Origin of the sequence: Mycolicibacter sinensis (assembly GCF_001673565.1) — a bacterium.
Classification (GTDB): domain Bacteria; phylum Actinomycetota; class Actinomycetes; order Mycobacteriales; family Mycobacteriaceae; genus Mycobacterium; species Mycobacterium sinense_C.
The window spans coordinates 17,076-37,894 of record NZ_LZMF01000132.1; the positions used below are offsets into that span (position 1 = coordinate 17,076).

Genomic DNA, 20,819 nt, shown 5'->3' on the forward strand with positions numbered 1-20,819 from the left:
GCGTCGTCATCCGGCTTCCGCCCAGTCGTCGTCGAAGAGGTGTCGTTGGGCGTGGACTTCGAAGTCGATCGTGTCGTAGGCGGCCTCGTCGAACAATGGGTCGTCGAATACCGGGTCATCGCGCGGTGGCCATTCGTCGTCGGGTGGTGGTTGCTCGTCGGGCGGATCACCGGGTGGCAGGCGGCGGTGGTAGTCGATGACGGCTTCGATGAAGTGGAAGGGATTCACCCGGGGCTGGCCGTGGTCGAGTTTCGGTGGGGGAATCCATTCGACCCGGCCGGTCTCACCGAGCCGGGTGACCCAGCCCTGCTCGCTGGCCATCCGATTATCCGGCGCACACGCCAGCGCGAGGGAGTCGATATCGGTTTGGCCGTTGTTCGCCCAATCGTGTTCCAGATGGTGCGCCTGGGACAGATAGCCCGAGACCGTGCACCCCGGCCGGGTGCAGCCGCGATCGCGCGCGTGCAACACGATGCGCTGATCGGCCGAGGCGATCCGCTTGGCCCGGCCCAGCCACAGCGCCCGGCCTTGGCCGTCGAACACGCTCAGGTAGTGATATGCGTGGCCGGCCATCCGCAGCAGGTCGCTCATCGGCAACAACGAACCGCCGGCGGTGTGGGCCTTGCCCGCCGCAGCCTGCAGTTCGGCCAGCGTGGTCGAGACGATGACAGTGACCGGCAGGCCATTGAGCTGTCCCAGATCTCCACAGGCCAGCACCGCCCGGAACGCGGCCAGCAGCGCGTCATGGTGGCGTTGGTCGCGGGTGCGGTGATCGCCTTGGATCTGCTCCTGGCTCGGCGTGCCACTGACGCAGGGCTTTTCGTCGGCGGCGTTGCACATACCCGGTGCCCCCAGTTTGGCCAGGATCGGCTCCAGGGTGGCCCGCAACTCTGGGGTGATCTTGCCGCTCAACGAACTCATCCCGTCGGCGTCTTGGCGGCCCAGTCGCAGCCCGCGCCGGGCTTGGCGTTCACGGTCGTCGGGCTCGTCGCCATCTTGATCCAGCACCGCGATTAGGTGAACAGCCAGGCGTTGAAAGGTCTCCGGGGCGAACTCGGAGGCCAACGCCGCCAGATCACGCTCGGCGCGCTCGCGATCGGCAGCACTGACGCCGGCGGGGATCTTCGCCATCGCCTTACGCGCGATCGCCACCTGCTCGGGGCCCACCCGCCCGTCGGCTTGGGCGGCTGCCAGCGCCGGCAGCACCGGCTCAAGGGTTTCGCCGGTGATGGCGGTGCGCAGGCCCAACTCGCCGGCCTCATCGATGCGCCGTCGGGCTTCTTTCGCGCTGATCCGCAACCGCTCACTCAACGCCTTGGCCAGCGAGCACGCCGCCAGTACCTCACCGTGGCCCTCAGCCACCAGCCGGGCCAAGATCTGATGCTCGATCACCGGCGCCTGCCACGCCAACGCCTCCCGGCGGGCCAGCACCTCCACCAGCTCCTCGGCGCTCAACGCATCAAACGAACACTGCGCCAACCGGGCATTAATCGCCTCCTGCTCATCGAGGCACCGCATGATGGTGTCCCGATCCGCGAAAGCGTCCCTGCCCATAAATCGAACACTAGTTCGGCACACCGACAAGAAACCGGCCCGATCCGGCACCGACGTTTAAGAAACCATTGAGGAAATCGGCCCTCCTGACTCGGTAGGGTCGGACCGAAGTCCCGTCACCGAAGGGAAACACCATGGCGGTCACCGTTGTCGATGCCGGGCCCCGGCAGGTCAGCCGGTCAGTGGAGGTTGCGGCCCCGGCGGCTGAACTGTTCGCGATCGCGGCCGACCCCCGCCGCCATCGGGAACTCGACGGGTCGGGAACCGTCCGCGACAACGTCAAGGCGCCGGCCGAAATCACCGTGGGGTCGAAATTCTCGACGAAGATGAAGATGTACGGCGTGCCCTACCGCATCACCAGCACGGTGACCGCGTACCAGCCGGATGAGTTGGTCGAGTGGCGCCACCCGGAAGGCCATCGGTGGCGATGGCAGTTCGAGGCGCTCTCGCCGGGCCTGACCAGGGTCACTGAGACATTCGACTACCGCAACGGCGGTGCGCTCAAGTTGAAGTTCTACGAGCTCACCCGGTCCGCCAAGACCAATGCCGCGGGTATCGAGGCGACGCTGTCCGGGCTGCGCGAACGCTACTCGGCCGACTAACCCACCTGCGAGAGCAGCGCTTCGGTCGGGGGCCGGCGCTGAATCCACGGCCGCATCGACTCCAGCTGTGCCGCAAGCGAAATCAGGGTCGCCTCATCGTTGGCCCGGGCCACCAGGTGCACCGCCTCCGGTACGCCGTCGGCGGCGATCCCGGTCGGCACCGAGATCGCCGGTTGGCCGCTGTAGCACTGCGGGAAGGTGAACGGGATGAACTTCAGCATCCGCAGCATGGCCCGGGTCGGACCATAGCCCTCGAAGTAGCCCACCTGCACCGGCGGCATCGCCACGACCGGTGTCATCAGGATGTCGAAGTCGGCGATCGCGCGTTGCGAGCGGGCGGTGATCCGGGGCTCGGCGGCCACCGCGCGGCGGGCGAGCCAGTCCGGGACCAGGCGACTGGTGCGGGCCTCGGCCTGCATGCGCCGTTCCAGCAGTTCGGTTCTCGGCAGCCGTTCGATCTCATGGGCGAACCCGTTCATGAACAGCGCGAGCACCGCGGCGATGCCGACCACCGGATAGACCGGGTCGCGCTCGACGACCTCGTGGCCCAGCGACCGCAACAACTCCGCGGTCTCCAACACCGGCCGGCGCACCTCGTCGCTCACGGAAACCGGCACCACCGGCTTGAACGACATCGCGATCCGCAGCGGCCGGGTGGGCGCCAGCAGCGCGTCCATCAGCGGCGGCGCCGGTGGCGGCGAGGGAATCTCGTCGTCGGGTTCGGGGCCGGTCATCGCGTCGTGCAGCAGGGCGGCGTCGACGACGCTGCGGGCCAGCGGCCCGATGTGGTTGAGGCCGTGGAACCGGTAGGCCCGTTCGGGTGACTCCTTGGCGCTGATCCGTCCGCGCTGGCCCTTCAGACCGACCAGCCCGCAGCAGGCGGCCGGAATGCGTACCGAGCCACCACTGTCGCTGCCGGTCGCGCCGGGCACCATCCCGGAAGCCACGGCGGCGGCCGAGCCGCCGCTGGATCCGCCCGGGGTCCGGTACAGATCCCACGGATTGCGCGTCACCCCCCAGGTCGCCGATTCGCACACCGGGTAGGCGCCGAATTCCGAGAGGTGGGTCTTGCCGATGATCACCGCGCCGGCGGCGCGCAGCCGGCGTACCGCGGCACTGTCGGTGCTCGCCGGACCGGCGTCAATTCCGGTGCCGCACATGGACGAAACTCCCGCGACGTCGGTGTCGTCCTTGACCGCGATCGGCACACCGGCCAGCGGTAGCACCTCTCCGGCGGCCAGCCGGCGCTCGACCTGCGCGGCCTCGTCCATCGCCCGGTCGCCGAGCACGGTGCGAAATGCGTTCAGCGCCGGGTCAAGTCGGGCGATCCGATCCAGATACAGCGTCACCAGTTCGCGCGGGGACACCTCCCGCTCGCGCACCAGCTGCGCCAAGCGCGCGACGCCGGCAAAGGCCAACCCATCATCGCGCGCGCCAGACATGCTTGCGTCCTTTCCCCCGCGGACAACAATACCCACCGTGCGCTGCGTAAACGTGTGTCGGCCTTGGCGACACACTGAGAACTGCGAACGTCAGCCCGCCGGCGTGATGTTGTGGTTGAGGGTGAACCGGTTGTCCGGGTCCAGGCGCGCCTTGAGCTCGGCCAGGCGTTGGTAGCCGGCGTCGCCGAATGTCGCGCGGATGCGGTCCTGCCCTTCGTCTCCGACGAAGTTGAGGTAGGCACCGGCGGGGCCGAGCGGCCGCAAGATCTCGAAGGCCTGGCCGGCCCACGCCGTGCAGCGCGCGGTGTCGGCCGGGTCGGTCCAGGTCGTCATCAGATGGATGATGTAGGGGTGCTCCCGGGTGGCCACGGCCGTCGCCTCCGGCGGCACCCGGCTGGCGTACCCGCCGAGCCGGATCAAATGCAGCCGGGTCTGCGCCGAGGGCCGCGAGCGCCCGAGCAGCGCGATGCGGCGGATCGCCTCGTCGGTGAGTTCGGTGACGAACAGCGACTTCCAGTAGTTCAGCCAGCCGAAGGGCGCCGTCTGGTCGATGGCCTGCTGCCAGGTCGGGTACTCCAGCTTGTGCTGCAGGGCCAGCACGGGCTTGGCCGCCGCGCCACGGACGTTGAGCAGCGCATGGGTGTCGTCGACGCCGATCTGGTCGGTGCGCGTCGAGCAGCCCAGGATGTTGACCAGCGACTGACCGGACTTGAGGTCGCTGGAGAAGTCCAGGATGGACGCCAAATGATCGGGGGCGTTGTCCATCTGGGACCGAAAATGCTTCAGCGCCGCCTCGGCGTCGGTGTCGGGGTAGGACTGCACGCCGGCCACCACCGAATCCACCGGGTGCAGTCGCAGCATGAACTGCGCGACGACGCCGAAGTTGCCGCCCCCGCCGCGCAGGCCCCACAGCACGTCGGCGTTCTCGGTCTCGCTGACCGTCAGCACCTCGCCGGATGCCAGCACCAGCTCCGCGCCGATGAGATTGTCGCAGGTCATGCCGTACGCGCGGGAGAGCCACCCGATGCCGCCGCCGAGCGAGAAGCCGCCGACACCGGTCGTCGACACCACCCCGCCGGGGCACGCCAGGCCGTGCTTGCTGGTGACCGGGTCGACGTCGCCCCAGGTGGCGCCGGCGTCGACGTAGGCGATCCGGGCCGGTGCGTCGACGCGCACTCCGCGCATCTGCGTCAGGTCGATGACGACGCCGCCGTCGGTGGTCGAGTGGCCGGCCACGCTGTGGCCGCCGCCGCGCACCGCGATCTCGGCGCCGGCGTCCACGGCGTAGCGCACCGCGGCGACGATGTCCTCGCGCGAACGGCACTGCAGCACTACCTGCGGCCGCTTGTCGATCATGCCGTTGAAGACCTGACGCACCGTGTCGTAGCGGGCGTCGGCGGGGTAGATGGCGTCGCCGGTGAACCCCGGCACGGTCGCGGTCATTGCATCCTTCGTGTCACTCGTCGCGAAGTTCGGTTGCCGGGGTAGACCGGGTGGACTTCCACGCGGGAATGATGGCCGCGAAAACGGCGGCGACGGTGGCCAGCACCGCATACAGCAGCGCGTCGGTCCAGGGGAACACCAGCGGGGTGATCAGGCCGACGTTGACGACGGCTGCCCGCCGAACCGCTTCGGAGATGGCAATCGCGAGCACCGCGCCGAACAGGCCGCCGGCGGCGCCGGCAACCACGGCCTCGATAGTGGTGATACTGAACACCCGCGCTCGGGTGGCGCCCAGCGCCTGGATCAGGGCCACCTCGCGCCTGCGCCGGATACCGACCAGCAGCAGCGTCGACAGCACCGAGATGAAGGCGATCGCGAGCAGGCCGTACTTGAGGGTGTTCAGCGGGGTGAGGTAGCGCCCGATCGACGCCGCGATGTCGGAGGCGTAGCCATCGGTGTCCACCGCGGTCACCGGCTGGTCGAATTTCGTGGCCCCGATGTTCTCGATGACCTCTCCGGCGGTGAACCCGGCCGCCGGGGTGGCGAAGATCAGGCCGGCGGGCTGCGGGCCGTAGATCTGCTCGGCGACCGAGTAGGGCAGGTAGATCCGGCGGCCGCCGTATTCCGGGGTTGCGACAATGGTCCCGATGCTCATTGCTTGCGCCTCGAGTCCACTTCCCAATACGAGTGCGTCACCGATGTGGAGATTTTTCTCGCGCGCCAGGACGCTGCCGATCACGACCTGATTGGCTTTCTGGCTTGCCTCCGGGGATTGCCCGGCGAGTAGTCCGAACGGAAATGTGGGCCGGTCCTGGGACTGAATATGCGCCAGCGACCCGTCTTTGAGACTGATCTCGATTTCCGCCATCCGCTCGGTCTTTTCCACCCCGGCCACCGAGTTCAGTTTGTTGAGCGTCTGCGGGGCGAATCGGGCGTCAATGGGCCCGTAATCGGCGAACTGCGTCGTGGTGATGGCAATGCGGCCGTCCGCCTGCGATTCGGCGACCTTGGTGGCGCCGATGTGGATCGCCACCAGGAATCCGGACAGCAGGATGGCGACCACGACGGGCACCGCGATGGCGCCCGAGATCGCCGCGGTGCGCGAGCGGTCCGAGCGCAGCGCGTTGAGCGCGATGGTCAGCGTTGCCCCGCTCGACTTGTCCGGCCTCGGGCGCAGGCTGGTGATCGCCTGCGCGCTCAGGTACGCCGTAGCCAGCAGCAGACCGATGAGTGCGACGACCGCGCCGATGTCGGCGAGGATCGCCTGCCAGGCGACCAGCGCGCCGGACAGTGTCGCCAGCCGTGCCGCGATCACCCCGGCCAGCCCGATCGCCAGCAACAGCAGCGCCTTGAACCAGATCTTGCGCTGGGTGGTCTGCTCCTGGGCCGCGCGCCCCGACAGCTCGGCCGCGATCGGGGTGTTGGACGCCGACAGGGCGGGACCGATCGCGGCCCCCACCGCCAGCAAGACGCCGACCAGGACGCCCAGGACCAGGATCGCCGGCTTGAGGATCACCGGGACGGTGACGCCGACGAACCGTTCGGTCAGCTCGCTGGCGCTGGCCACGATGGGTTCGGAGATGACGATGCCGGTCAGCACGCCCATCGCCGATCCCGCCGCGCCCAACAGCGCGGCCTCGCTGAGGAACCCGGTCATGATCGAGGCCGGCGACGCCCCCAGCGCGGAGGCGATCGCGATCTCGCGGCGGCGCTCCTCGACCGAGAGCCGGGTGATCTGGGTGATCAGGATGACCCCGACCCCGATCGAGATCAGCGCGAAGATGCCCAGCAGGGGCAGCAGCACGTCGTTGACGTTGTATCCCCGCGCCGGCTCGCTGCGGGGCTGCACGCTGTAGGTGGGGCCCAGCGCGGTCTTCAGCTTCTGCTGGACCGCGGCGGCGTCGGCGCCGGAGTTCAGGGTCACGTAGAGCATGTCCACCCGGTCGCCGCGGGCGAACTGCACTTTGGCCATGCTCAGCGGCAGCACCGCGACCAGGCCGTTGTTGACCTCATCGAGATCGGCCACCCGCTGGAACTTCTTCACCGACAGTTGCCCGACGTCGGTGACCAGGGTCGCCGAGGAGTCCAGGGAGTCACCCAGCGACTTCGAGATCGCCGGCGGGGGCTCTTGCTGACCGGTCTGGCAGACCTTCGGGTCGACGATCCACTGCGCCGAGCAGTCCACGCCCAGACCCAGCCCGTAGCTCTCCGTACCGTCGCTGCGGATCATCGTCACCCCGCGGATGACCGGCACCACGGCCGCCACCCCGTCAACCGATCGGGAGTCTTCGACGACGGCCGGGCTGATGCCGCCACGGGTGGCCGCCCCGACCACGCGCAGCGGGGCGGGTCCGGCGATCTGGTAGCCGACGTCTTCGACGGCCTTGGAGACGCTGGTGACCTCGATCATGACGGCCACGACGACCGCGACGCCGCCGCCGAGGGAGAACGCGGCCAATGCGGCCCGGAAGGCGTGTTTACGAACGGCCCGGAAATTGATGATCCGAAGCAGGCCGAAAGTCGCGGCTAATGTCCCGCGAGCCATGACACATTGTTAGGCGCGTGAATCATTCCGCTGTCGGTTTCGATTTCACCGTCGAGCAATGAAACCAGGCGCGGGGCGTCGTCGGCAATTTTGCGGTCGTGGGTCACCAGAACAATTGTCTGGCCGGCCGCATTCAAGTTATACAACGCATCGATGACCCGGTGGCCATTCAATGTGTCCAGGTTACCGGTCGGCTCGTCGGCGAGAATTACGTCGGGTTTCATGAAAAGCGCTCGCGCCACGGCCACGCGCTGCTGTTCGCCGCCGGACAATTCCGACGGCACCCGCTTGGATTTGGCGGCCAACCCGACCTGGTCCAGCAGGCTCATCGCGTGGGCATGCTGGGAGCGACCGGACTTGCCCGCCAGCAGGCCGGGCAGCATGACGTTCTCCACGACCGACAGGCCCGCCAGAAGGTTGAATGCCTGGAAGACGTAGCCGAGCGTCTGACATCGGACGGTGGCCAGCTGCCGGCGCGACAGCGCTGAGACGCTGTGACCGTTGACCAGGACGTCGCCGCTGGTCGGCATGTCCAGCAGGCCCAGGATGCTCAGCAGCGTCGACTTGCCCGACCCGGACGGCCCGACCAGGGCGACGAATTCCCCGCGGGTTATCTGGATATCGACGTTGCGCAATACCGGGGTGGCCGTATCGCCCGCGCCGAACTGTTTGTTGAGCTTGCGGGCTTCCAGGACCACGGGAGGCCGGAGGACGACCGGCGGCGCGTGTCCGTTATGGTCGCGCTCCACGGTGTGCATGTCGGTCCTGATCATGAATCTCCAGCGGGCGTGCGTAAATACAGGATCATGCCCGCGTAGGGCGTGGCTCTCAATTCAGTGCGCATTCCGATGGTGGTGCTGCGCTACGCGGAGACTACTCCCGATTATACCGACCTGAGCCGCTTGCCAGAAATCGTTCAGCCGTGACCCCGCACACCATTGATGGCCCAGGTCGGCGGCGGTTCCGGGGGTCAGCCGGCGCCGGTGGCCGGGTGCACGGCCACCAGGCCGAGTTCGTTGCGGCGCTCGCAGATCGCCGCCAGCTCGGCGTAGGCCTTGGCGCCCAGCAATTCGGTGAGCTCCGGGGCCAGGCTCTGCCACACCTGCTTGGCGCCGACGTGCGCCGCCGGATCCCCGGTGCAGTACCAGTGCAGGTCTTCACCGCCCGGGCCCCAGCCCCGTCGGTCGAACTCGGTGATCGTGGTCTTGAGGACCTGGGTGTCGTCGGGGCGGGTGACCCACTCCTGGCTGCGCCGGATCGGCAGTTGCCAGCACACGTCGGGCTTCATGGTCAGCGGCTCCACGCCGAGGCGGACCGCCTTGATGTGCAGTGCGCAGCCCGCACCGCCGGCGAACCCGGGCCGGTTCAGAAAGATGCAGGCGCCCTTGACGGTCCGGGTGCGCAGCTGCTCCTCGCCGTCGTTCTCGTCGTACTCCAGGTAACCCTTCTTGCCCAGCCCCTTGTCGCGCAGCTGCCAGTCGGCGTCGGTCAGCTGTGCCACGGCGTCGTCGAGTTTGGCGCGGTCGTCGTCGTCGCACAGGAACGCACCGTGCGAACAGCACCCGTCGTCGGGCCGGCCGGCCACGATGCCGCGGCAGGCCGCCGTGCCGAACACGCACGTCCAACGCGACAGCAGCCAGGTCAGATCGGCGGCGATCAGGTGTTCGGGGTTGTCCGGGTCGTAGAACTCCACCCATTCGCGGGCAAAGTCCAGGCCGACTTCGCGCCGAGGGGAGGCAGGCTGTGCGGGGGTCACAAAACTCCAGGCTAGACCAGAAATTGGCGTTGCCTCACCGTGCCACTGCTTCGCCCTACTAAGTTGGGTGGGTGCGATTAGGCGTGCTCGACGTCGGCAGCAATACCGTCCATCTGCTGGTGGTCGATGCCCACCGGGGCGGTCACCCGACCCCGATGAGTTCGACCAAAGCCACGTTGCGGCTGGCGGAGGCCACCGACAGCTCCGGCAAGATCACCCGGCGCGGCGCCGACAAACTGGTGTCCACGATCGGCGAATTCGCCACGATCGCAGCCAGTTCGGGCTGTGCGGAGCTGATGGCGTTCGCCACCTCGGCGGTGCGCGATGCGTCCAACTCCGAGGATGTTCTGGCGCGGGTGCGCAACGAGGCCGGTGTCGACCTGCAGGTGCTGGAGGGCGAGGACGAGTCCCGGCTGACGTTCCTGGCGGTGCGGCGCTGGTTCGGCTGGAGCGCCGGGCGGATCATCAACCTCGACATCGGCGGCGGTTCGCTGGAGCTGTCCAGCGGTCTTGACGAGGCGCCGGAGGTGGCGTTGTCGCTGCCGCTGGGTGCCGGACGGCTCACCCGGGAATGGCTGCCCGAGGACCCGCCCGGGCGGCGCCGGGTGGCGATGCTGCGGGACTGGCTGGACACCGAGTTGGCGGGCGCGGCCGCGACAGTCCTCGAGGCCGGCCCGCCCGATCTCGCGGTCGCCAGCTCCAAGACGTTTCGTTCGCTGGCTCGGCTCACCGGGGCCGCGCCGTCGGCCGCCGGACCGCGGGTACGGCGCACATTAACCGCCGCAGGCCTTAGGCAGCTCATATCATTCATCTCTAGGATGACCACGGCAGATCGTGCCGAATTGGAAGGGGTGAGCGCCGAGCGGGCCCCGCAGATCGTGGCGGGCGCCCTGGTGGCGGAGGCGAGCATGCGAGCGCTGTCGATCGAAACGGTTCAGATTTGCCCGTGGGCACTGCGGGAGGGCTTGATCCTGCGGCGGCTCGATCGCGAAGCCGACAGCGCCACCTTGCTGGCATCCTCGGCCGTGGGCTTGGCCGCCGCCCGGCCGGGAGGGGGCGGACGATGACTGGTCCCAAGCCTGATCCTCGCGACGTCGAGACGCGGCCGATCTCGGTAGCCGAACTGCTCGCCAAGAACGGGACGATCGGTTCGCCACCGGTCACCGGGCGCCGTCGGCGCAGGCGGGGCAACGCAGACGCCGTCACCGTCGCCGAGCTGACCGGCGAGATCCCCATCATCCGCGACGAGGACGGTCCCCCCGAACCAGAAGCTGCAGCCGAGCCGTCGGACAGCTCCGAGACGTCCGACGACGAGCCGAGTGGCGGGCTGCTCCTTGGCCCGGCACCGGGATTCGTCGAGGAGGACCGGCCGGCCACCGGAGCGCGCCCCGTCGAGCGGGTGGAGTTCGTTCAGCGGTCGACCCCCGAGCCGCGCTGGCCCAAATCTCCGCCCCCGCCGCCGCCGCGCGGTAGCGGTCCGCAGCAGAGTTCCTACCCGCGGCCGATGCGCCGCGCCGATCCGCCGGCAGCCGAGAACGGCCGGCCTGCCGCCGAGAACGGCCGCCCAGCCGCCGAGAGCGCCGCGCGGCCGACGGGCTCCGGCGCCGAACGGATGCGCCCCGACCCGGTCGACACCTACACCGACATCGAAGTCGACGTGATGGACACCGAGGTGCGCGAGCCCGACCTGTCGGTCGGAGATTCCGCCTACGTGCGTTCGGTCCTCAGTGCATCCGGCGGTACCGACCGGTCGGTCCGGTCGGATTTCGGCGCCGACGCCGACGATCGCAGCGGTGCCGCCGACTTCACCGACCCGGTCGAGGCCGACGCCGCGCAAACCGAGCCGGTCGAAGAATACGTCGGCCGGCCCGGAGCGGTCGGCGGGGCGCTGGTGGTGCTGCAGTCGATTCTGGCGGTGGCGTTCGGCGGCGGGTTGTTCATCGCCTTCGACCAGCTGTGGCGGTGGAACAGCATCGTGGCTCTGGTGCTCACCGTGCTGGTCACGCTCGGCCTGGTGGCCGCGGTACAGGCCGTGCGCAAGACCGTCGACATCGTCAGCACGTTGATCGCGGTGGCGGTCGGGCTGCTGGTCACCTTGGGGCCGCTGGCGTTGCACGCCAATTAGCCGTTCACTATTAGTCCGTGCGTCCCGCCATCAAGGTCGGCCTGTCGACGGCTTCGGTTTACCCTCTGCGGGCCGAGGCCGCCTTCGAGTACGCGGCCCGGCTCGGCTACGACGGCGTCGAGCTGATGGTGTGGGGGGAGTCGGTCAGCCAGGACATCGGCGCGGTGCGGCGGCTGTCGCAGAAGTACCGGGTGCCGGTGCTGTCGGTGCACGCGCCGTGTCTGCTGATCTCGCAGCGGGTCTGGGGCGCCAACCCGGTCCATAAGTTGGAACGCAGCGTCCGGGCCGCCGAACGGCTCGAGGCCCAGACCGTGGTGGTGCACCCGCCGTTTCGCTGGCAGCGGCGCTACGCCGAGGGATTCAGCGATCAGGTCGCCGAGCTGGAGGCCACCAGCGACGTGATCGTGGCGGTGGAGAACATGTTTCCGTTCCGCGCCGACCGGTTCTTCGGCGCTGACCAGTCTCGGGAGCGGATGCGACGCCGTGGCGGCGGCCCCGGCGCGGGCATCTCGGCGTTCGCGCCGTCCCACGATCCGCTCGACGGCGGCCACGCGCATTACACCCTGGACCTGTCGCACACCGCGACCGCCGGCGCCGACGCCTTGGAGATGGCCCGCCGGATGGGGTCCGGCCTGACCCATCTGCATCTGTGCGACGGCACCGGGCTGCCGGCCGATGAGCATCTGGTGCCCGGGCGCGGTGATCAGCCCACGGTCGAGGTGTGCCAGCTGCTGGCCGCCAGCGACTTCACCGGTCACGTGGTGCTGGAGGTGACCACCTCCCAGGCGCGGTCGCCACACGAGCGCGAGGCGTTGTTGGTCGAGTCGCTACAGTTCGCCCGCACGCACTTGCTGCGCTGATCGCGACACCGAAGGGACACCATGGGCCAGACTTCGCTCGCCTCGTTCGCCGACGCCATGCGGCTCACCCCGATCGAAGAATCCGGGGACGTCATGAGCTTCGCTGGGGAACTCAACCGGCACTGGACGATCGGCCCCAAGGTGCACGGCGGGGCGATGCTGGCGCTGTGCGCCAACGCCGCCCGCACCGCCTGCGCCGACGGCCGATCCGGCGATGGTGCCTCCGGCGGCCTGCAACCGGTCGCGGTCTCCGGCAACTTCCTGTGGGCGCCCGAACCCGGGCCGATGCAGCTGACCACCCGGGCGCGCAAACGGGGCCGCCGGATCAGCGTCGTCGACGTGGAGCTCACTCAGGGGGAGCGGACCGCCGTGCACGCCGTCATCACCCTCGGCGAGCCCGAGCATCACGCCCCGCCGCTGCTGTCGGCCAACCCGGTGACCGCCTTGATGCCGCCCGAACCGCCCGACGACCTGGCCCCCATCGCTCCCGGGCACCCGATGGCCGGGCTGGTGAACCTGGCCGAGGGCTGCGACATCCGGCCGGTGGTCTCGACGCTGCAGCCCAGCGACAACGGCAGGCCTCCGCTGATCCAGCTGTGGGTGCGGCCCCGCGGCATCGCCCCGGACGCTCTGTTCGCCCTGCTGTGCGGGGACGTGTCGGCGCCGGTGACATTTGCGGTGGAACGCACCGGCTGGGCGCCGACGGTGCAGCTCACCGCTTACCTGCGCGGCCTGCCCGCCGACGGCTGGCTGCGGGTGCTGTGCAGCTGCGTGCAGATCGGCCAGGACTGGTTCGACGAGGACCACACCGTGGTCGACTGCGAGGGCCGGATCGTGGTGCAGTCCCGGCAACTGGCGATGGTGCCCGCCCGGTAGCCCGGCCGAGCTGCGTCTTCGGCGGGCGACCCGCCGCGCCCGGCTCCGCCGTGCTTGCGATCGCCCGGGTCTGCCATGCTGTCGCCATGGCCAGAATCGCGATCATCGGCGGCGGCAACATGGGCGAAGCCCTGCTGGCAGGTTTGCTGGCGGCGGGGCGCCCGGTCAAGGACCTGGTGGTCGCCGAGCGGTTCGGGGACCGGGCCCGGCAGCTCGCCGAGACGTATTCGGTGCTGGTGACCTCGGTGGCCGACGCGATGGAGAACGCGGCCATCGTGATCGTCGCGGTGAAGCCGCAGGACGTGGATTCCGTGGTCGCCGAGTTCGCCAAGAACGTCACCGCCGCCTCCGGCGACAGCGCCGAACAGGTGCTGGTGTCGATCGTGGCCGGTGTCACCACCGCCTACGTGGAGTCCAAGCTGCCGGCGGGCGCGGCCGTGATCCGGGTGATGCCGAACACGCCGGTCAAGGTCGGTGCGGGAGCCAGCGCGCTGGCCAAGGGCCGATTCCCCACCAGCGAGCAGGTCGACCAGGTTGCCGCGCTGTTCGAATGCGTCGGCACGGTGACGATCGTTCCGGAAGAACAGCTGGACGCCGTCACCGCGGTGTCGGGTTCGGGGCCCGCCTACTTCTTCTTGATGGTGGAGGCGCTGGTCGACGCCGGCGTGGCGGCCGGGCTGAGCCGGCAGGGCGCCACCGATCTGGCCGTGCAGACCATGGCCGGGGCGGCGCAGATGCTGTTGGACGGGCGCAGCGAGGCGGTGGGGACCGCGAACGCGGTGATCGACACCGCTCCGGCGCAGCTGAGAGCAATGGTGACTTCTCCCGGGGGCACCACCGCGGCGGCGCTGCGGGAACTGGAGGCCGGCGGCCTGCGGACCTCGGTGGATCGGGCGGTCCAGGCCGCAAAAACCCGCTCTGAGCAGCTAAGAATTACATCAGAGTAATTCACTTATTTTTCACATATTGGCTCTCACACGTCGCAGGAACCCCATTCGTCCCGCTATTCTCCTCTATGTCTGCGCGTGTGGGCTAGCGGAGGGGAAGCCGCTGGGACTGCACGTGCCTGATTGAAATGGGTAACGATGACGTCTGCGAACGGGCCTTCGGCACGAGACTCGGCTGGCGGCAGGGCGGCACGGGATGCCGGCTCCGCCGAGGCGGGTCGGACACAATTTCTCACCGTGGCCGAGGTGGCCGCGTTGATGCGGGTGAGCAAGATGACGGTGTACCGCCTGGTGCACAACGGCGAGCTGCCCGCGGTACGGGTGGGTCGGTCTTTTCGGGTGCACGCCAAGGCAGTGCACGACCTGCTGGAGACCTCCTTCTTCGACGCAGGCTGACCGCCGGTCGACAACTAAGCGCCCCCCGGGCGTCGCCGCACGGCGACGCCCGGGGTCGGCTGTGTCGTCGGTCCGCCTCAGGTGCCGGTTTTCAGTCCCGGACCTGTCTACGGGTAAAGTGAGCCGGTCGAGCAAGTTCGCCCAGCGCCCCTGTGGCGGCGCGGGCAGAAGCAGATAGCGGAGTTCATGGGTTCAGTCATCAAGAAGCGGCGCAAGCGCATGTCGAAGAAGAAGCACCGCAAGCTGCTTCGCCGTACCCGGGTTCAGCGCAGAAAACTCGGTAAGTAACTCCGTCTGGCCTGAGACTCGGCCTACGACCGTGGACGGCCGATCGCCGGTATTGCTTTTCACCAGTGGCCGTTAGGCTTGCGGAGTGGACGAGGCCGGCCCCCCGAGCGACAGCACGCGAAGCGACGTCCGGCACTACCCCAAGGTTGTGCTGGTCACCGGCGCGTGCCGGTTTCTAGGTGGTTATTTGACCGCCAGGCTCACGCAGAACCCCTTGATCAACCGGGTGATCGCAGTCGATGCGGTCATGCCGAGCAAGGACATGCTGCGCCGGATGGGGCGCGCTGAATTCGTCCGCGCCGACATTCGCAATCCCTTTATCGCCAAGGTGATTCGAAACGGCGAGGTCGACACCGTGGTGCACGCCGCCGCGGCGTCGTATGTGCCGCGCTCCGGCGGCGGGGCGGCGCTCAAGGAGCTCAACGTGATGGGCGCCATGCAGTTGTTCGCCGCCTGCCAGAAGGCGCCCTCGGTGCGCCGGGTGGTGCTCAAGTCGACCTCGGAGGTCTACGGGTCCTGCTCGCGTGACCCGGTGCTGTTCACCGAGGACAGCACCAGCCACCGGCCGCCCACCCAAGGCTTTCCACGCGACAGCATCGACATCGAGGGCTACGCCCGCGGGCTGGGCCGGCGCCGGCCGGACGTCGCGGTCACCATCCTGCGGATGGCCAACATGATCGGCCCGGCCATGGACACCGCGCTGTCGCGCTACCTCGACGGGCCGCTGGTTCCGATGGTGCTGGGCCGCGACGCGCGCCTGCAGCTGCTGCACGAGCAGGACGCGCTGGGCGCGCTGGAACGTGCCAGCATGGCCGGCAAGGCGGGCACCTTCAACGTCGGTGCCGACGGCATCATCATGATGTCGCAGGCGATCCGCCGCTCGGGCCGGATTCCGTTGCCGCTGCCCGGTTTAGGCCTGTCGGTGCTGGATTCGCTGCGGCGGGCCAACAACTACACCGAGATCAACCGGGAGCAGCTGAACTATCTCAGCTTTGGCCGGGTGATGGATACGACTAGAATGCGAACCGACCTCGGGTACAGCACGAAGTGGACTACCGCTGAGGCATTTGATGACTACGTTCGGGGGCGAGGTCTCACTCCGATCATCGACCCCAAATGGGTGGAGTCGGTGGAGCGACGCGCGGTGAGCGTGGCGCAACGACTAGGTGATATCGGTATGGACAGGGTGCGGGGAGGTTAATGCGATGGCTGGTGGTGCAAAAGCCAAAGTCATTCCGCTGCACAAAAACTCGGGCGCCGGGCGGCGGCACCCGTCGACGCTGAGCAGCCCCTCCGAACGGGCCTCGGCCGAGCAGATCGCGGCCGTCGTCCGCGAGATCGATGAGCGCCGCGCTGCGGTGTCCAGCGATGCCGAGCCGACCCCGGCCGAGTTCGCCCGGCGGGTGGCCGCCGTCGTCGCGTTCCTTCGCGAGCGGATCACCGGCGACTACCAGGTCGACGAGTTCGGCTTCGACCCGCACTTCAACGAGGCCGTCGCGCTGCCGCTGCTGCGGCTGGTCTTCAACGAGTGGTTCCGAGTCGAGGTCAGTGGCATCGAGAACCTGCCGGCCGAGGGGCCCGCACTGGTGGTGGCCAACCACGCCGGGGTGCTGCCGATCGACGCGCTGATGCTCTCGGTGGCGGTGCACGACCACCACCCGTCGCACCGCGACCTGCGGATGCTCGGCGCCGACCTGGTGTTCGACCTGCCGCTGATCGGCCCGGCCGCCCGCAAGGCCGGCCACACCATGGCCTGCACCGTCGACGCCAACCGGCTGCTGGCCGCCGGCGAGCTGACCGCGGTGTTCCCGGAGGGCTACAAGGGCCTGGGCAAGCGGTTCAAGGACCGCTACAAGCTGCAGCGGTTCGGTCGCGGCGGCTTCGTCTCGGCGGCCCTGCACACCCAGGCGCCGATCGTGCCGTGCTCGATCGTCGGCTCCGAGGAGATCTATCCGATGATCGCCGACGTCAAGCTATTGGCCCGGCTGCTCGGTGTGCCCTACTTCCCGATCACCCCGCTGTTCCCGCTGGCCGGGCCTGCTGGTCTGGTGCCGCTGCCGTCGAAGTGGCACATCGCCTTCGGTGAGCCGATCAAGACCACCGACTACGAGCCCGGTGCGGCCGACGACCCGATGGTCACCTTCGAGCTGACCGACCAGGTGCGCGAGACGATTCAGCAGACGCTGTACCGGCTGCTGGCCGCCCGCCGCAACATGTTCCTGGGCTGAGCCGCCTACTTCTTGCCCTGCGCCCGGTCGCGCATCGCTGCGATCGCGGCGATCGTGGCCGCCTCGGTGTCGGCGTCCTGGTTGACCGACTCGCCGAGCATGGTGACGACGCTGGTCACCACCGGCTTGCCCTCGGCGTCGGTGACTTCGCTGCGGACCTCGCTGACCACCGTGCCGTGGGACTCGATCACCGAGTCCAGGTAGGTGTCGAAGTACAGCCTGTCCCCGGCCATGATCGGCCGGTGGAAGGTGAACTTCTGGTCACGGTGCAGCACCCGGGCGATGTTGATCGGGATGTCGAACTTCTCGAAGATCTCCAGCTGGACCTGGCGCCCGGCGACCGCCAGGAACGTCAGCGACGCGACCAGGCCGGGGTGCCCGGCCTCGGTGGCGGCGTCCTCGTCGAAGTGGGCGGGGTGGTCGTCCTTGACCGAGCGGGCGAACTCCCGGATCTTCTCCCGGCCGACCTCGAAGTAGTCCGGGAACCGGTAGTGCGTGCCGATGATTCCCTGCGACTCGGTGTGTACTGCCATGCCGGTCTACCCCTCCGCTCGCCGTGGTGTTCGGCGGGCGGAAGCTTATCAGCGGTCACGCTAGGCGCGCTCGTTCCGGTGCGCCACGGCCGCAGCCAGGGCCCCGCCGACCGCCCCCAGCGCCAGCGCCGACGGCACGCCGATACGCGCCGCCCGCCGCGCGGTGCGGAAGTCGCGGATCTCCCAGCCGCGGTTGCGCGCCATCTCCCGCAGCGCGGCGTCCGGGTTGATCGCGACGGCGGTGCCCACCAGCGACAGCATCGGCACATCGTTGAAGCTGTCGGAATAGGCGGTGCAGCGCCGCAGGTTCAACCCCTCGCGGATGGCCAGCGATCGCACCGCGTGCGCCTTGCCGAGCCCGTGCAGGATCTCGCCGACCAGCCGGCCGGTGAACACCCCGTCGACCGACTCCGCGACGGTGCCCAGCGCCCCGGTCAGCCCGAGCCGACGGGCGATGGTTTCGGCCAGCTCGTAGGGGGTGGCGGTCACCAGCCACACCTGCTGGCCGGCGTCGAGATGCATCTGGGCCAGCTCGCGGGTGCCGGGCCAGATCTTGTCGGCGATGATCTCGTCGTAGATCTCCTCGCCCAGATCCACCAGCTCCGACACCGGCCGGCCCTCGATGAACGCCAGCGCCTTGCGCCGGCCGGCCGCGACGTCGTCGCTGTTCTCCCGGCCGGTCAGTTGGAACTTGGCCTGGGCGTAGAGGAACCCGACGACGTCGCGGTAGGTGAAGTAGTCGCGCGCGGCCAGTCCCCGGCCGAAATGCACCATCGACGAGCCCTGCACCAGGGTGTTGTCGACGTCGAAGAACGCGGCCGCGGTCAGGTCGACCGGGGCGGGCGTGTCCTCGTCGGGCAGGTCCTCCAGCGCCCGGTCGGCGCTGGCGCCGCCGACTAGCAAGGGGTCGGCGCCCGCTGCGGAATCCCCGTTGGCCGGGCCCGGTAACGCCATCACCCGACTCCTTCCGCTCGGCATGGGCAGCCGGTTCTCCGGCCGCCGTCAACCCTAACCGGCCCCGCCCCCCAAGACCCCCAGGTGATCGCGCAGATCGCCTGTGAAATCGAGCATCGAGTAGTCCCGGAAACTGAACCGCCAGACGCCGTCGACCCGCTCGAACTCGTCGTGATAGCGGCCGGCGGCGACTATCTGCAGCGGCACGGCGTCGGTCTGTTGCAGCACGGTGTAGTAGGACCGGCACGCCGCGGTGCCGGCCTCCTCGTCGATATCGAGGATCGGGTTGGTGACCACGTGCTTGGTGCGCGGCGTGCCGTCCGGGTGGATCTTGACCAGCCCCCGCCACAGTTGCAGCAGCCCGGCGCTGTCGAGGACGACGCGGCCCTCGGCGTCGGCCTTGATCCGGGCGTGGGTGAACAGCGCCGCGGCGGCGTCCAGGTCGCCGGCGTCCATCAGCTCGGCGTAGCGGTACAGCAGGTTAGTGATCGAGACCGCACTTCCGCTGGGCATATCGAAAAGATAGCCACCCTGCGCCAGACTGGACTCATGACCCGCCCCCAGGTGCAGCTGCTGACCCGCGACGGCTGTCCGGTCTGTGTCGAGGTGCACACCCAGCTGGCGCAGCTCGCCGCTGAGCTGGGGTTCGACCTGCACGCAGTCGACGTCGACGCCGCCGCAGCGGCCGGTGACAGCGCGCTGCGAGCGGAATTCGGCGACCGGTTACCGGTGGTGCTGCTCGACGGACGCGAGCACAGTTACTGGGAGGTCGACGAGCCCAGGTTGCGCGCGGATCTCGCCGAATTTGGTGGGCCAGCGCTTTAGCCTCTACCGTGGAGTGAAGTTTGTTCACGGGTGACAGCAAGGAGCGGACCAGGTGATCTTGCCGTGAGCGTCCTGCTCTTCGGGGTCTCGCATCGCAGCGCCCCGGTCTCCGTACTCGAGCAGCTCAGCACCGCCGAACCAGATCAGGTCAAGATCGTCGAGCAGGTGCTGGAATCGCCGCTCGTCACCGAGGCGATGATCCTGTCGACCTGCAACCGGGTCGAGGTCTACGCCGTTGTCGAGGCGTTCCACGGCGGGCTGTCGGCGGTCGGGCAGGTGCTCTCCGAACACTCCGGCATGTCGATGACCGACCTGACCAAGTACGCCTACGTCCGCTACAGCGAAGCCGCCGTCGAGCACCTGTTCTCGGTGGCCAGTGGTCTGGACTCGGCGGTCGTCGGCGAACAGCAGGTGCTGGGGCAGGTGCGCCGCGCCTACGCCTCCGCCGAGGCCAACAACACCGTCGGCCGGGTGCTGCACGAACTGGCGCAGCGCGCGCTGTCGGTGGGCAAGCGGGTGCACTCCGAAACCGGGATCGACGCCGCCGGCGCCTCGGTGGTGTCGGTCGCGCTGGGTATCGCGAGTAACCAGCTGGGCGACAACGGTTTACAGGGCCGGACCGCGGTGGTGATCGGCGCCGGATCGATGGGAGCGCTGTCCGCGGCGCACCTGGCGCGCGCCGGGGTGAAACGCATCCGGGTGGTCAACCGCTCGCTGTCGCGCGCCCAGCGCCTGGCCCGCAAGATCCGCGAGTCCGGTGTGGCAGCCGAGGCCGTCGCCCTGGACCGGATGACCGCAACCCTGTCCGACGCCGACGTCGCGGTGTGCTGCACCGGCGCGGTGAGCCCGGTGGTGTCGCTGGCCGATGTGCACCACGCGCTGGCCGCCGGTAACCGGGATGAGGCGACCCAGCCGCTGATGATCTGTGACCTGGGCATGCCGCGCGACGTCGACGCCGCGGTGGCCGGCCTGCCCGGGGTGCAGGTCATCGACATGGAGCGGATCCAGCGCGAGCCGTCGGCGCAGGTCGCCAGCTCCGACACCGACGCCGCGCACGGCATCGTGGCCCGCGAGGTCGCCACCTACCTGGCCGGTCAGCGGATGGCCGAGGTCACCCCGACCGTGACCGCGCTGCGCCAGCGGGCCGCCGACGTGGTCACCGCCGAGTTGCTGCGGCTGGATCACCGGCTGCCGGATCTGGAGACCGCCCAGCGCGAGGAGGTGGCGCGCACCGTGCGCCGCGTCGTCGACAAGCTGCTGCACGCCCCGACCGTGCGGGTCAAGCAGCTGGCCAGCTCGCCCGGCGGCGACAGCTACGCCGAAGCGCTTCGCGAGCTCTTCGAGCTCGACCCGACCGCCGTGGACGCGGTCGCGACCGCCGGTGAATTGCCAGTGGTGCCCGACGGGATGGACGTTGGCGCCGAAACCGGGTCAGCCGGGTAGAC

General features: G+C 69.1%; 21 protein-coding genes. 12 read left to right on the top strand and 9 right to left on the bottom strand.

Translation table 11 applies throughout. The features are described from left to right. Window positions 1-6 precede the first annotated feature (6 nt). Window positions 7-1,554, bottom strand: a complete 1,548-nt coding sequence (locus tag A5648_RS18805; protein ID WP_065026001.1) for an HNH endonuclease signature motif containing protein — start codon at window positions 1,552-1,554, stop codon at window positions 7-9. 134 nt (window positions 1,555-1,688) lie between these two features. On the opposite strand from A5648_RS18805, the gene A5648_RS18810 reads away from it, so the two are divergent. Further along, window positions 1,689-2,156 (top strand): SRPBCC family protein, encoded by a 468-nt coding sequence (locus A5648_RS18810; RefSeq protein WP_065026002.1) that lies wholly within the window; start codon window positions 1,689-1,691, stop codon window positions 2,154-2,156. On the opposite strand, the gene A5648_RS18815 is transcribed toward A5648_RS18810, so the two are convergent. From A5648_RS18815 to A5648_RS18835, 5 genes are all read right to left on the bottom strand, one after another. Then, on the bottom strand, window positions 2,153-3,598 hold the full coding sequence (locus A5648_RS18815; RefSeq protein ID WP_065026003.1) for an amidase family protein: 1,446 nt from the start codon (window positions 3,596-3,598) through the stop codon (window positions 2,153-2,155). The two genes, A5648_RS18810 and A5648_RS18815, sit on opposite strands and share 4 nt — an antisense overlap. Before the next feature lie 90 nt (window positions 3,599-3,688). Next, a complete protein-coding gene (locus tag A5648_RS18820) occupies window positions 3,689-5,041 on the bottom strand; it encodes an FAD-binding oxidoreductase (protein WP_065026004.1) in 1,353 nt (450 codons plus the stop codon). A 13-nt stretch (window positions 5,042-5,054) separates the two neighbouring features. Beyond that, window positions 5,055-7,586, bottom strand: coding sequence for an ABC transporter permease (locus A5648_RS18825; protein WP_065026005.1), 2,532 nt, complete (start codon window positions 7,584-7,586; stop codon window positions 5,055-5,057). Next, window positions 7,568-8,359 (bottom strand): ABC transporter ATP-binding protein, encoded by a 792-nt coding sequence (locus A5648_RS18830; RefSeq protein WP_234787480.1) that lies wholly within the window; start codon window positions 8,357-8,359, stop codon window positions 7,568-7,570. Before A5648_RS18830 ends, A5648_RS18825 begins: the two co-directional genes overlap by 19 nt. 197 nt (window positions 8,360-8,556) lie before the next feature. Continuing rightward, entirely contained in the window at window positions 8,557-9,342 is a 786-nt protein-coding gene (locus tag A5648_RS18835; RefSeq protein ID WP_065026006.1) for a hypothetical protein, read from the bottom strand. A 71-nt stretch (window positions 9,343-9,413) separates the two neighbouring features. Between A5648_RS18835 and A5648_RS18840 the strand changes: the two genes are divergently transcribed. From A5648_RS18840 to A5648_RS18875, 9 genes are all read left to right on the top strand, one after another. Beyond that, window positions 9,414-10,409, top strand: coding sequence for a Ppx/GppA phosphatase family protein (locus A5648_RS18840; RefSeq protein WP_065026007.1), 996 nt, complete (start codon window positions 9,414-9,416; stop codon window positions 10,407-10,409). Then, on the top strand, window positions 10,406-11,467 hold the full coding sequence (locus A5648_RS18845; protein WP_065026008.1) for a hypothetical protein: 1,062 nt from the start codon (window positions 10,406-10,408) through the stop codon (window positions 11,465-11,467). The genes A5648_RS18840 and A5648_RS18845 overlap by 4 nt, the downstream gene beginning before the upstream one ends. A 17-nt stretch (window positions 11,468-11,484) precedes the next feature. After that, the gene (locus A5648_RS18850) at window positions 11,485-12,327 is read left to right on the top strand and encodes a sugar phosphate isomerase/epimerase family protein (protein WP_065026009.1); all 843 of its coding nucleotides are present in this window, start codon (window positions 11,485-11,487) and stop codon (window positions 12,325-12,327) included. Between the two features lie 21 nt (window positions 12,328-12,348). Continuing rightward, window positions 12,349-13,203, top strand: a complete 855-nt coding sequence (locus tag A5648_RS18855) for a thioesterase family protein (RefSeq protein WP_082966587.1) — start codon at window positions 12,349-12,351, stop codon at window positions 13,201-13,203. 86 nt (window positions 13,204-13,289) lie between these two features. Further along, window positions 13,290-14,150 (top strand): pyrroline-5-carboxylate reductase, encoded by an 861-nt coding sequence (gene proC, locus A5648_RS18860; protein WP_065026010.1) that lies wholly within the window; start codon window positions 13,290-13,292, stop codon window positions 14,148-14,150. Window positions 14,151-14,288: 138 nt separating this feature from the next. Beyond that, on the top strand, window positions 14,289-14,546 hold the full coding sequence (locus tag A5648_RS18865) for a helix-turn-helix domain-containing protein (protein ID WP_065026011.1): 258 nt from the start codon (window positions 14,289-14,291) through the stop codon (window positions 14,544-14,546). Between the two features lie 186 nt (window positions 14,547-14,732). Beyond that, entirely contained in the window at window positions 14,733-14,834 is a 102-nt protein-coding gene (locus A5648_RS22920; RefSeq protein WP_003402602.1) for a 30S ribosomal protein bS22, read from the top strand. An 85-nt stretch (window positions 14,835-14,919) separates the two neighbouring features. Beyond that, window positions 14,920-16,035: an SDR family oxidoreductase gene (locus tag A5648_RS18870; RefSeq protein ID WP_065026012.1), complete on the top strand. Its 1,116-nt coding sequence runs from the start codon at window positions 14,920-14,922 to the stop codon at window positions 16,033-16,035. A 4-nt stretch (window positions 16,036-16,039) separates the two neighbouring features. Beyond that, window positions 16,040-17,062, top strand: a complete 1,023-nt coding sequence (locus A5648_RS18875) for a lysophospholipid acyltransferase family protein (RefSeq protein WP_065026013.1) — start codon at window positions 16,040-16,042, stop codon at window positions 17,060-17,062. 5 nt (window positions 17,063-17,067) lie between these two features. On the opposite strand, the gene A5648_RS18880 is transcribed toward A5648_RS18875, so the two are convergent. The 3 genes from A5648_RS18880 to A5648_RS18890 are packed head-to-tail and all read right to left on the bottom strand — an operon-like array spanning window position 17,068 to window position 19,062. Continuing rightward, window positions 17,068-17,595, bottom strand: a complete 528-nt coding sequence (locus tag A5648_RS18880) for an FAS1-like dehydratase domain-containing protein (RefSeq protein ID WP_065026014.1) — start codon at window positions 17,593-17,595, stop codon at window positions 17,068-17,070. Between the two features lie 60 nt (window positions 17,596-17,655). After that, entirely contained in the window at window positions 17,656-18,549 is an 894-nt protein-coding gene (locus A5648_RS18885; protein WP_109470849.1) for an HAD family hydrolase, read from the bottom strand. Window positions 18,550-18,603: 54 nt separating this feature from the next. After that, entirely contained in the window at window positions 18,604-19,062 is a 459-nt protein-coding gene (locus A5648_RS18890) for a nuclear transport factor 2 family protein (RefSeq protein WP_065026015.1), read from the bottom strand. A 36-nt stretch (window positions 19,063-19,098) separates the two neighbouring features. Here A5648_RS18890 and A5648_RS18895 point away from each other — a divergent pair, with 36 nt between their 5' ends. After that, entirely contained in the window at window positions 19,099-19,374 is a 276-nt protein-coding gene (locus A5648_RS18895) for a glutaredoxin family protein (protein WP_065026016.1), read from the top strand. 63 nt (window positions 19,375-19,437) lie between these two features. Then, complete coding sequence (locus tag A5648_RS18900; protein WP_065026017.1) at window positions 19,438-20,817, top strand: glutamyl-tRNA reductase; 1,380 nt, start codon at window positions 19,438-19,440, stop codon at window positions 20,815-20,817. The last annotated feature ends 2 nt before the right edge of the window (window positions 20,818-20,819 follow it).